At 44.9% G+C, this 12,604-nt stretch carries 5 protein-coding genes and 2 rRNA genes; all 7 read left to right on the top strand.

Annotated features, from left to right (window positions below; translation table 11 throughout):
• Positions 1 to 144: 144 nt before the first annotated feature.
• Positions 145 to 1,959, top strand: coding sequence for an ABC transporter ATP-binding protein (locus BFS05_RS05905; RefSeq protein WP_103085041.1), 1,815 nt, complete (start codon positions 145 to 147; stop codon positions 1,957 to 1,959).
• Positions 1,960 to 1,962: 3 nt separating this feature from the next.
• Entirely contained in the window at positions 1,963 to 3,759 is a 1,797-nt protein-coding gene (locus BFS05_RS05910) for an ABC transporter ATP-binding protein (RefSeq protein WP_103085042.1), read from the top strand.
• Positions 3,760 to 3,880: 121 nt separating this feature from the next.
• Positions 3,881 to 4,861 (top strand): TatD family hydrolase, encoded by a 981-nt coding sequence (locus tag BFS05_RS05915; protein ID WP_103085043.1) that lies wholly within the window; start codon positions 3,881 to 3,883, stop codon positions 4,859 to 4,861.
• Positions 4,862 to 5,027: 166 nt separating this feature from the next.
• Positions 5,028 to 7,541, top strand: coding sequence for a KUP/HAK/KT family potassium transporter (locus tag BFS05_RS05920; protein ID WP_103085044.1), 2,514 nt, complete (start codon positions 5,028 to 5,030; stop codon positions 7,539 to 7,541).
• Between the two features lie 28 nt (positions 7,542 to 7,569).
• On the top strand, positions 7,570 to 8,370 hold the full coding sequence (locus tag BFS05_RS05925; RefSeq protein ID WP_103085045.1) for an HD domain-containing protein: 801 nt from the start codon (positions 7,570 to 7,572) through the stop codon (positions 8,368 to 8,370).
• A 465-nt stretch (positions 8,371 to 8,835) separates the two neighbouring features.
• Positions 8,836 to 10,362: ribosomal RNA gene (locus BFS05_RS05930) — 16S ribosomal RNA — on the top strand.
• Between the two features lie 374 nt (positions 10,363 to 10,736).
• Positions 10,737 to 12,604: ribosomal RNA gene (locus BFS05_RS06915) — 23S ribosomal RNA — on the top strand; the annotation flags it as partial.

Below are 12,604 nucleotides of genomic sequence, written 5' to 3' on the forward strand. Positions count from 1 at the left end.
TCGCACAGATTTACTAAGCTAGTTGCTTAACGATAGCATGTGGCGCGTGGTCTTATGGCTTCGTGCCACATGTTTTTGTCTTTATCCATATAATTATTAAATTTATTTTGTTTTTATTTGTGCGAATGAAGGAGAGAACAGCGCATGTACGTAAACCCAACTAAACGCAAAGACGCGAGTAACGTGCGCTGGATATTGCAATATTGCAAGCCAGATATGTGGAAAGTTTGGCTTTCTATTTTCCTATTTATAATCAACGACACAATGGCAATGACAATGCCGTTGCTTTCAGGCTTTATAGTAGACAAAATCATTATTGGCAAACAACATAATTTGCTGATTGGCACATGCATATTAATGGTGTCTATGATGATTGTGCGAGTTGGATCTAGGTATATTTACCAGCTTTTAATGGAAAAGTTTGGGCAGAATACTGTATACCGACTTGTAAGCGACGAGTACGAAAAGCTTCATTCTCTCGATTTTACGTACTTTAATCACACGCGCACAGGCGACATTATGAGCCGCATGACTTCTGATACGGATGCAATTCGTCATGTGCTTAGTTGGGTATCGTATATGGCTTTAGATTGCGTAGTAATGTTCGTATTCGCATTAGTCATAATGGTATCAATCCAATGGCAGCTTGCATTAGCGCTTATGGCGATTACGCCATTTTTGTTCATACTGTCAAAAATTATGGGCAAAAATGCTAGGCCGAAATTCCTTGCAATTCGTGAATCTTTCGCTCGTATGAATTCAATGGTTGAGGAAAATATTGAAGGGAATCGCGTTGTAAAAGCTTTTGTGCGTGAAGATTACGAAACTAAAAAATTTGACGAGTGCAACGAAGATTACTTTAATCGAAATATTACTCTTGCAAAAAACACTCAAAAATACATGCCATGGCTTGATGGAATGGGCTTTGTGCTTGAGCTTATAACAGTAGGCTTCGGCGGTTGGCTGGTTTTGAGCGGCAACATGACTTTAGGTACATTCGTCACTTTTAATAGCTTCCTTTGGATGCTTCATATGCCTGTACGAATGGTGGGTTGGCTTATAAACGATTGGCAGCGTTTTAATGCAGGATGTGTGAATATTCGCAAGCTTCTTACGCAAGAATCGCATATTAATCTTCCGAAGAATGCAGAAGAAAGTATTAAAGTCAAAGGTGAGATTACCTTCGAAAATGTTGAGTTTGCGTTCCCTGATGATCAGGACTCTTTGGTTTTGCAAGATATTAATTTAGATATTCCAGCAGGAAGTAAATTGGGTATTCTTGGTGAAACAGGCTCTGGAAAATCAACTCTTGTAAGTCTTATCGCAAGATTCTACGATCCTACGAGTGGACGCGTTTTAATTGACGGAAAAGACGTTCGCGAATGGCCTCTAGAAACTGTTCGCAACCAAGTTAGCATAGTTGCACAGGAAACATTCCTGTTTTCTGACACTATTGCAGGGAATATTAGTTTCGGCCTTCCTAAAGATAAAGAAAATCGCAAGGAATTAGATAGCACTATTCGCAGAATGGCTAGAATTGCTGCGGCAGACGATTTCATTATGAATATGCCAGAAGGCTATGAAACGGTAGTAGGTGAGCGCGGAGTAGGTCTTTCGGGTGGGCAAAAGCAGCGTTTAAGTTTAGCTCGCGCATTGGCAAATAATCCTGCAATCTTGATTATGGACGATACAACTTCCGCTGTAGATATGGAAACAGAAGAGCATATTCAACAGGAGTTAAAAAAGCTTGATGGCACGCGCACAATAATCACAATTGCACACAGAATTTCATCCGTTAAAGATGCAGACATGATTGTTGTATTAGATCACGGGAAAATCGTGGAACGTGGAACGCACGCTCAACTTGTTGCAGCGCACGGGCGTTATTGGGAGATTTACCGAAAGCAGCTTGGCTTGCAAACGGGTATTTCTGCAGGATTTGAAACGAAGGAGGAGTAGCAGATGGCGCAACGTAATACTTACGATCAAGACGAAAGTCAAGAAGAACACGTTAACGTTCATGAACTGCTACGCGTCCGGGCATACATAAAGCCGTACATATGGCAATTAGTGCGCGTAGTGCTAGTCGTAATTAGTGGAAGCATAATTATGACTGCAATGCCAATGATTACAAAAATTCTTATAGATGTAGTTTTGCCAAGTAAAAACGTCACATATCTTTACATGGTTATTGCTGTATTCGCATTACTTATTGTGCTTTACGAACTAGGCTTAGCGTACAGGACGCTGGCAATAACGCGCCTAGGACAGCTGATTATTAAAGATATGCGCCGCGATATTTTCACTCACGTGCAGTCACTATCATTTGATTATTTTGATTCGCGTCCGCACGGGAAAATTTTAATTCGCATTGTGAACTACATTAATACGCTTTCTGACACGCTTTCTTCAGGTTTAATTAACGTATTTTCTGATGTTTTTGTGCTTATTATTACGTTAATCACAATGTTTGTTATAGATTGGCGAATGGCATTGTGGAGCTTAGTGTTATTCCCAATATTTATAATCTGGACTCGCACTTTGCAAATTCTGCAAAAAAAGGCGTCTAAAAAATTATCAAATAAGCAAAGTAATTTGAACGCATATTTGCACGAATCAATTGCAGGCGTAAAAACAACACAGACCTTTGCTCGTGAAGCGACGGCATATAATACTTTCCAAGAGCAGCAATCAGAAGTAAGAAGTGCTTGGATGCGAAACGTTAGAGTGCAGTTGCTTCTTTGGCCTGGAGCTTCAGTTATTGAAACTGCAGCAATAGCGCTTTTGTACTATGTTGGCATAACAAACGTTGGTGCAATGAATGTAAGCACTGGTACGCTTATCGCATTTATATGGTATTCGACTACATTCTGGGATCCAGTAGTAAATATTGGTAATTTCTACACGCAACTTGTAACATGTTCAGTTTATTTGGAGCGAATTTTTGAAACGCTAGGAATTAAGCCGAATATTGTAGATAAGCCTGATGCTGAAGAATTGCCGCAAATTAAAGGCAAAGTAGATGTAAATGACGTAGTATTCCGCTACGAAGATGATGGAAAGCCAATATTAAATTTGGTTGATTTGCATGTTGAGCCTGGAACTACTGTAGCTCTTGTAGGTCCTACTGGTGCTGGAAAAACAACTCTTGTAAGTCTTCTTTCCAGATTCTACGACGTTTCTGAAGGTTCGATTACTATAGACGGTCACGATGTGCGCTCTGTAACTTTGGCTTCGTTGCGCAAGCAAATGGGCGTCATGCTGCAAGATAGTTTTATTTTCAGTGGAACAGTCCGTGAAAACATTCGTTATGGGAAACTTGATGCTACAGACGAAGAAATTGAAGCTGCGGCTCGAGTTGTGCACGCGCACGAGTTTATTGAAGGATTACCAAACGGATACGATACTGAAATTGAGGAGCGAGGAGCTACTCTTTCTGCAGGCCAGCGTCAGCTTATATCTTTTGCGCGAGTATTACTTGCAGATCCGCGAATTCTTATTCTCGACGAGGCGACAAGCAATATTGATACTCGCACAGAAGAAGCACTGCAAGCAGGATTAGCTCAATTGCTTAAAAATCGCACTTCTTTCGTAATCGCTCACAGGCTGTCAACTATTGAAAACTCTAACTTAATTTGCGTAATCGATCATGGGCAAATTGTGGAACGTGGTACGCATAAGGAGCTTATGGCGGCGAAAGGATCTTACTATCGTCTTGTGGAATCGCAATATGCAGCGATTCGTCAGTCTGTTGTGTGAATGCTACAGATGCTAAAGATGCTAAAAATGCTAAATAAGAAGTTTCGCGAGCACTAATAAGTAGTTGATTTATTAAATAAGAAGTTTCTTTAGCGTGAAGTTTCGTGGGTAAACTAATAGTATGAGTAAACATCATCGCGAACACAACTGGGCACCAGCGTTAACAGAACAATCTGCAATATGGGAAAATTTGCTTAAAGAAGGCCTAACAATTGCAGACGATCATACGCATATGCTTAGCGTTGTGGATTTTGCACATAATTTAAACAAAGAATTAGCAGAAAAAGGGCGCGATTTAATAGCAGAACCTACTGCAGACGACTTAGTTACTCAAGCAAAATCAGCAGGCGTTTCACACATGCTAGAAGTCGGATGTGAATATCCAGACTGGGAGCCGACGATTAAATTCGCTCAAGCGCATGAAAATTCAGTTCGTGCAGCAATCGCAATACACCCGAATGAAGCAGTACTACATGGGCATAAAGGCGCTCAAGGACCTGACGGACTTCCGATAGTTTATAAGCCGTATCACGATATTCCATTTGACGAAGCAATGCAACATTTGCGTTCGCTAGTAGTAGAGCATCCCAAAGAAGTAGTGGCAATAGGCGAAACCGGTTTAGACTACTTTCGTACAGGAGAGACTGCGAGAGAAGCACAAATAGAGGCTTTTCGAGATCATATTGCGCTCGCAAAAGAATTGAACTTGCCTTTGCAAATTCACGATCGTGACGCTCACGAAGACGTAGTAAAGGTTTTATTACAAGATGGCGCTCCTGAGCGAACAGTATTTCACAGCTATGCTGGTGGCGTAGATTTAGCAGAAATACTCAAAGAGCATGGATGGTATGCAAGTTTTTCTGGAACGATAAGCTACAAAGGCAATGAAGATTTGCGTAAATCAGCTCTTATAATCGGAAAATCGCATATAACTGTTGAAACCGATGCGCCTTATTTAACGCCAATGCCTTATCGCGGACGGCCAAACGCACCTTATATGGTTCCTTATACGCTGGAAGTTCTTGCTGAAGTTTTAAATATGCAGTTAGCGGATGCGGCGAAAATCACTCGCGAAAACACTAAAAAAGTCTACGGATTCTAGAAGTACAAAACCCTTGTTTTTCAAGGTTTTTTCGGGATCTTTTGCGCTATATATCTATTGTTGTATACAATATCCAAGTACGAGTTAAATAATGCTGTATGTTAAATAAGGCCGTATGTAACTCCCCTAAGTGATGGGATAGGTCTTAGCTATGGAGGAATCTGGCATGACTAAGTCACGCATTAGTGTACCAACGAAAGAAGGTACAAAGGATCCTCGCAATGGTGCGAAAGATTCTGGTAAAGTCTCAAAATCTGCTATTTTGCGCGCAGCGTCATTTACTAAAGCGCCGAAAGTTTCACAGAAAACGACCACTCGTGAAGAACGCGAAGTAATCGCTAAGCAACAAGCGCAAGAAGTAAAAGAAGCTGAAAAGCTTGCTGACAGTGCAGTACGCGGTCCTATCGGGCGTTTGTGGGCTAAAATCCAGACTAGCTCCGATAAATTTACTTTCGGCATGGCGATTGTTGCGCTTGGCGTTGTTTATGGAGATATTGGTACTTCTCCTTTGTATACAGCTCAAACATTTTTAGCTGGGCAAGGCGGATTGCAGAATATTAATCGTGAAGCAATTTTTGGAATGCTTTCATTGGTTTTCTGGTCTATTACTTTAATTACGACTGTTAAATACGTTTTCGTAGCAATGCGTACAGATAACAAGGGTGAAGGTGGTATTTTTGCCCTTTATTCTTTAATTCGCAAACGTGGAGCATGGCTTGCTATACCTGCAATGCTTGGCGGTGCAGCGTTTTTGGCGGATTCTGTACTAACTCCTGCAGTTTCAATATCTTCTGCAGTTGAAGGTTTGCGTACAATTGACGCTTTTAAGCCAATTTTTATGGAGAATACTAATTTATCTTTGATGATTACTGTTGTTATCATCGTTGTTTTATTCTCTGTTCAACAGCGCGGCACTGAGAGAATCGGCAAAGTATTTGGCATTGTTGTCATGATTTGGTTTGCGTTCCTTGCGCTTGTCGGAATTATGAATATAGGTACAGATTTCACTATTTTTGAAGCTCTTAATCCTGTATATGGCATTAAATTCCTGTTTAGTACACATAACTTTGCTGGACTTGCTGTTATGGGTACAATCTTCCTTTCAACTACCGGTGCTGAAGCGTTGTATTCAGATATGGGTCATGTTGGTAGAGGAAATGTTTATGTAACTTGGCCATTCATTAAAGTTGCGCTTATTCTTAATTACTTTGGTCAGGGTTCATGGATGCTAAGGCATCAAAACGATAAAGCTTTATGGTCGACTGAAGGTTTAAATCCATTCTTCCAAATGCTTAGTCCAAATCTGCGATATGTAGCAGTTGTTCTTTCTGTTACAGCCGGTATTATCGCTTCTCAGGCTTTGATTACTGGTGCTTTCACTATGGTTTCTGAAGCAACGAGCTTGAATTGGATGCCTCATCTTCAGGTTCGTTATCCTGCGCGTACTCGCGGACAGTTGTATATTCCAGTTGTAAACGTTGTTTTATGTGTTGCGACATTAACGGTTTTGGCTGTGTTCCGTGATTCTGAGCATATTTCTGGCGCGTATGGTTTAGCTTTGACTGTGACGATGATTGCTACGACTACGCTTCTTGCTGTGCGAATGTGGTATCAGAAGAAACGCTTTGGTGCTTTTGTATTCTCGGTTGTGTTCCTTGTCATAGAATTTATGTTCTTCGTGGCTTCTCTGGCAAAGTTTATGCATGGTGGTTGGTTCACTGTGCTTCTTGGCGCTTCGATTTTGATCATTATGGTCACTTGGAAAGATGGCACTAAGATTGAGCGTTCCCAGCGTTTGCATATGAAGCCTAAGGATTTCTTGCCGGTATTAGACAAATTACACAGCGATTTTCGTATTCCGTATTTTGCGGATAATATCGTGTATTTGACGTCTGATCGCGAAATGAAGCGTTTGGATACTGGTATTTTCTTCTCGATTTTTGCTGATCATCCTAAACGTGCTCGCGCGTGGTGGGCTGTTTCTGTTGAAACGGATGATGCTCCTTTTACTCGCGAATATTGTGTGGAGAATTTTGGCACTGATTATTTGTTCCGCGTGAAAATTAAGTTAGGTTTTAAGGTTTCTCCTTCTATTCCTGCTTATTTGCATCAAATTATGCATGATCTTTCGCATACTGGCGAATTGCCGCAGCAGAAGTCTGTTTATCCGAAGGTTGATGCGGATCCGGATATTGGTCCAATTCGTTACGTGCTTTTGCACAAAGCTTTAATGCCTGAGTCAAATGTTTCTGTGCGCGGTGCTTTGTCGTTGAATATGAAGTACGCGATTCGACATATTGCTGGTACTCCTGTTAAATGGTTTGGTTTAGCTCCTTATAATCCTATTGTTGAAGTTCAGCCATTGTTCGTTTCTACTCGTAGGCCTCCGCGTTTGAAGCGTGAGGATTGTGCGCAACGAGCAGTGCAATCTTTGCAAGGAGCTTCTGCTGTTGAAACAGATATTCCTGTGAAAGATAGTAGGCCTGCTGACGCTGAGCAGACTGCCGTTATGAATGCGCGAGATATTGCAGCAGCTAAGGTGATGTTTGCTGATGAAAAGTTGGCGAATACTGGGAATATTGATCCAGTTTTGCTAAAAGATGCTATTAAGGCTGAAAAAGATGCGGCTAAAATTAAGGAAGATGCTGCTAAGGCTAAGGAAGATTCTTCTAAAAAATAATGAAGAGTTTTAAGGAAGAGTTTTAAAAATGGAAAATGGCGCAGAAAATCTAGCTAAATGCAATTCGGAGAAATTGGCTAATTTACCTGATTTCAGTGAAGTAGAAAAATTGCATTTGATTACTGCGCCTTCTTCTTCCGCTTATGATCTTATTCATGGCCATTGCGCGATAATCGCAACTATATCTTGGCAAATCGCGCATCATTGCAATATGTTGCTTGACTCTAAGAGTGTTAATAGCGAGTTAGCTAATCGTGCGGAGTTTGCTCAAGCTTGTCTTAAAAAGCTTATTGGGGACAAGTATTGTGACTTACCTCCAATTAAAGGTGGATTTGCTCCTGATTCTTATATTGATGAATATGCTGCTTTTATTGGTGGATTGATACACGATATAGGCACGTATTTTGTGCTTGCTAAAGATGGCAGCGAAAACGATGGCAGCGAATTGCGATTTGATGGCCCTAATTACATTTTGCATGGTTTGCGCGGTTATAAATATTTAATTGATAATGGCTTTAGTGAAGATATTGCTCAATTTGCTCGTAATCATACTGGTGTTGGGTTGACACGTGAGCAAGTTATTGCGCAAAATTTGCCGCTTCCTGCTGGTGATTATATTCCGCAAACTGTTGAGCAAGAAATTGTTATGGTTGCGGATAAATATAACAGTAAATCAATTCCTCCTCGTTTTTTGAGTGCGGATGCGTATCGTCGCAAAGCTGCGCGATTTGGCGAAAGCAATTCTATGCGCTGGATGCAGCTAGTTGAGAAGTATGGAAACATTGATGTTTTTGGATTTGCTGAGTTGTTTGGACTTGAGGCTGATTGATTAGGACTTATGCCTAATTAATTGGTTGAGTAATTGGTTGATTGATTAGTTAAGTGTGGTTTTGTGGCGCAAGCCGGTTTGAGACTGATTGATTGTTGTTTGATTGTGGTTTTTCGACACGCCGGTGTTTTGGCTTGTTTTCAATGGTTTTGGGGTTGTTTTACTGGTTGGGTTTGCATTTAATCTTGGTTTGGTGTAAGTTTATCTCTTGCTGCTCAGCGCGGCTGGTTCTCCTCGGTTGGGGTTGATGAGCCGGCTGGTGTGGTGGTGGTTTGAGAACTCAAAAGCGTGTCTGTACTACTTATTTAGTTAATTATTGCCAGTTCATTGTCAGCCTTGCAGGTTGCAGGGTGCCTGAGAAATGGTTAAATGATGGTGAGGTTTTGTGGGATGTTTTTTCCTTAAAGAATATCTCGTCTTTTTCTTATTTTTTTGGAGCCTTGTTTTGGCTCTTCATTGAATTTTTTCGTGGAGGGTTCGATTCTGGCTCAGGATGAACGCTGGCGGCGTGCTTAACACATGCAAGTCGAACGGGATCTGACCAGCTTGCTGGTTGGTGAGAGTGGCGAACGGGTGAGTAATGCGTGACCAACCTACCCCATGCTCCAGAATAGCTCCTGGAAACGGGTGGTAATGCTGGATGCTCCAACTTGACGCATGTTTTGTTGGGAAAGTGTTTAGCGGCATGGGATGGGGTCGCGTCCTATCAGCTTGTAGGCGGGGTAATGGCCCACCTAGGCTTCGACGGGTAGCCGGCCTGAGAGGGCGGACGGCCACATTGGGACTGAGATACGGCCCAGACTCCTACGGGAGGCAGCAGTGGGGAATATTGCGCAATGGGGGAAACCCTGACGCAGCGACGCCGCGTGCGGGATGAAGGCCTTCGGGTTGTAAACCGCTTTTGATTGGGAGCAAGCTTTCGGGTGAGTGTACCTTTCGAATAAGCGCCGGCTAACTACGTGCCAGCAGCCGCGGTAATACGTAGGGCGCAAGCGTTATCCGGAATTATTGGGCGTAAAGAGCTTGTAGGCGGTTCGTCGCGTCTGGTGTGAAAGCCCATCGCTTAACGGTGGGTCTGCGCCGGGTACGGGCGGGCTAGAGTGCAGTAGGGGAAACTGGAATTCTCGGTGTAACGGTGGAATGTGTAGATATCGGGAAGAACACCAATGGCGAAGGCAGGTTTCTGGGCTGTTACTGACGCTGAGAAGCGAAAGCGTGGGGAGCGAACAGGATTAGATACCCTGGTAGTCCACGCCGTAAACGGTGGACGCTGGATGTGGGGCCCATTCCACGGGTTCCGTGTCGGAGCTAACGCGTTAAGCGTCCCGCCTGGGGAGTACGGCCGCAAGGCTAAAACTCAAAGAAATTGACGGGGGCCCGCACAAGCGGCGGAGCATGCGGATTAATTCGATGCAACGCGAAGAACCTTACCTGGGCTTGACATGTGCCTGACGACTGCAGAGATGTGGTTTCCTTTCGGGGCAGGTTCACAGGTGGTGCATGGTCGTCGTCAGCTCGTGTCGTGAGATGTTGGGTTAAGTCCCGCAACGAGCGCAACCCTCGCCCTGTGTTGCCAGCGGGTTATGCCGGGAACTCACGGGGGACCGCCGGGGTTAACTCGGAGGAAGGTGGGGATGACGTCAGATCATCATGCCCCTTACGTCCAGGGCTTCACGCATGCTACAATGGCCAGTACAACGGGTTGCGACATGGTGACATGGAGCTAATCCCTTAAAACTGGTCTCAGTTCGGATCGTAGTCTGCAACTCGACTACGTGAAGGCGGAGTCGCTAGTAATCGCGAATCAGCAACGTCGCGGTGAATGCGTTCCCGGGCCTTGTACACACCGCCCGTCAAGTCATGAAAGTGGGCAGCACCCGAAGCCGGTGGCCTAACCCTTTTGGGATGGAGCCGTCTAAGGTGAGGCTCGTGATTGGGACTAAGTCGTAACAAGGTAGCCGTACCGGAAGGTGCGGCTGGATCACCTCCTTTCTACGGAGTTTTTGTGCACGCTCAGATGAGTGTGGTTACTGGTGTGGAAAACAATAGTTAGCTTTTTATTGTGAGTGGTTTGGGCATGTTTTTGGGTTCCCGGATTGCCACCCCCCTTGTTTTGGGGTTGTAGTCTGTGACTCATGGGATGCGCGTTAACGTTTTTGTTAGTGTTGTGTTTCGTGGTGTTGTGGTGGTTTGAGAACTGGATAGTGGACGCGAGTAAGAATAGTGAGACTATTTTTGGTTTTGCTTGTTTTTACTTTTATCAATTTCAACCGGCTCCATTTTGGTGGAGTCGTCTTGATCGTTTTATGATCTTTTAGTGTGATGATTAGTTGTCTAGAGTATTTTGCTGGTAGGTCTTATTAGTTTGTATTACTGGTAAGGGCGTATGGTGGATGCCTTGGTAGACAGGACCGATGAAGGACGTGACGGGCTGCGATATGCCTCGGGGAGCTGCCGAGTGGGCTTTGATCCGAGGATTTCCGAATGGGGAGACCCGGCCATTGTTATGAGTGGTCACCATGTTTTGCATGGGGGGTACGCAGGGAAGTGAAACATCTCAGTACCTGCAGGAAAGGATACTCCGTGAGTAGTGGCGAGCGAAAGCGGATCAGGCTAAACCGGGTGCGTGTGATAACCGTCAGGTGTTGCGTGCTCGGGGTCGTGGGATTGATTGTTCAGCCTCTGACGGGGTTGAGAAGAGTGATAAAATGTCGTGCTAGGTGAATGGGATTGAATTCCCAGCCGTAGAGGGTGATGGCCCCGTAGCTTGTCGTGCGATGTCTCTTTATGTTTATTCCCAAGTAGCGCGGGCCTCGTGGAATCCCGCGTGAATCTGCCCAGACCGTTGGGTAAGCCTAAGTATTCCTGTCTGACCGATAGTGTACTAGTACCGTGAGGGAAAGGTGAAAAGCACCCCGGGAGGGGAGTGAAATAGTTCCTGAAACCGTGCGCTTACAATCCGTCGGAGCCTTTTTAATGGGGTGACGGCGTGCCTATCGAAAAATGAGTCTGCGAGTCAGTGGTATGTGGCGAGGCTAACCCGGGTGGGGGAGCCGTAGCGAAAGCGAGTTTTAAAAGGCGTTTGAGTCGCATGTCCTGGACCCGAAGCGGGATGATCTAGCCCTGAGCAGGTTGAAGCGCGGGTAAGACCGTGTGGAGGACCGAACCCACCTAGGTTGAAAACTGGGGGGATGACTTGGGGTTAGGGGTGAAAGGCCAATCAAATTCCGTGATAGCTGGTTCTCTCCGAAATGCATTTAGGTGCAGCGTCATGTTATTGCTTGCAGGGGGTAGAGCTACTGGATGCTTGCGGGCCCATACCGGGTACTAATAGCAGCCAAACTCCGAATACCTGTTAGGTTTATCATGGCAGTGAGTCGGCGGGGGATAAGCTCCGTCGTCAAAAGGGAAACAGCCCTGATCGTCGTCTAAGGTCCCTAAGCGTGTGCTAAGTGGGAAAGGATGTGGAGTCGCATAGACAGCCAGGAGGTTGGCTCAGAAGCAGCCACCCTTGAAAGAGTGCGTAACAGCTCACTGGTCTAGTGGTTCCGCGCCGACAATGTAGCGGGGCTTAAGCACGCCACCGAAGACGCGACTGCGTGATTTAGTTCGCGCGGGGTAGGAGAGCGTCCTGTATGGGGTGAAGCGGCAGTGTGAACTTGTCGTGGACTTTACAGGAGTGAGAATGCAGACATGAGTAGCGAGAGACAGGTGTGAATCCTGTCCGCTGAATGACTAAGGGTTCCGGGGCCACGTTCGTCGTCCCCGGGTGAGTCGAGTCCTAAGGCGAGGCCGACAGGCGTAGTCGAATGGATGAACGGGTTGATATTCCCGTACCGGTGTTACACCGTTCGAACTGAATCTGAGAGTACTAACCTTCATTTTCTTGTTGATTGCCTTTCGGGGTTGTTGATGGGTTTGTGTTGGGACTGTATCGGTAGTAGGTTAGCGTGGGAGTGACGCGGGTAGGTAGCCGGCTGCGGAGGTGGTTTTCCGTGGCTAAGCGTGTGGGCTGTCTCCTAGGTAAATCCGGGGGATGTTAAAGCTGAGGCGTGATGGGTAGGCTGTAAGGCTGATTCCGGTGATCCTGCTTGCCGAGAAAAGCTTCAACGTGAGGTGTGATTCCGCTCGTACCCTAAACCGACACTGGTGGTCTGGTAGAGTATACCGAAGCGATCGGGCGAATCCTGGCCAAGGAACTCGGCAAATTACTCCCGTTCCTCTGTCTCTTATA

Origin of the sequence: Gardnerella coleohominis (assembly GCF_002896555.1) — a bacterium.
Lineage (GTDB): Bacteria > Actinomycetota > Actinomycetes > Actinomycetales > Bifidobacteriaceae > Bifidobacterium > Bifidobacterium vaginale_F.

Bases quoted from the DNA above. Each gene is read 5' to 3' on its own strand.
- BFS05_RS05915 (WP_103085043.1), top strand. From the start codon at position 3,881: ATGAGTAAACATCATCGCGAACACAACTGGGCACCAGCGTTAACAGAA.
- BFS05_RS05920 (WP_103085044.1), top strand. From the start codon at position 5,028: ATGACTAAGTCACGCATTAGTGTACCAACGAAAGAAGGTACAAAGGAT.
- BFS05_RS05910 (WP_103085042.1), top strand. From the start codon at position 1,963: ATGGCGCAACGTAATACTTACGATCAAGACGAAAGTCAAGAAGAACAC.
- BFS05_RS05905 (WP_103085041.1), top strand. From the start codon at position 145: ATGTACGTAAACCCAACTAAACGCAAAGACGCGAGTAACGTGCGCTGG.
- BFS05_RS05925 (WP_103085045.1), top strand. From the start codon at position 7,570: ATGGAAAATGGCGCAGAAAATCTAGCTAAATGCAATTCGGAGAAATTG.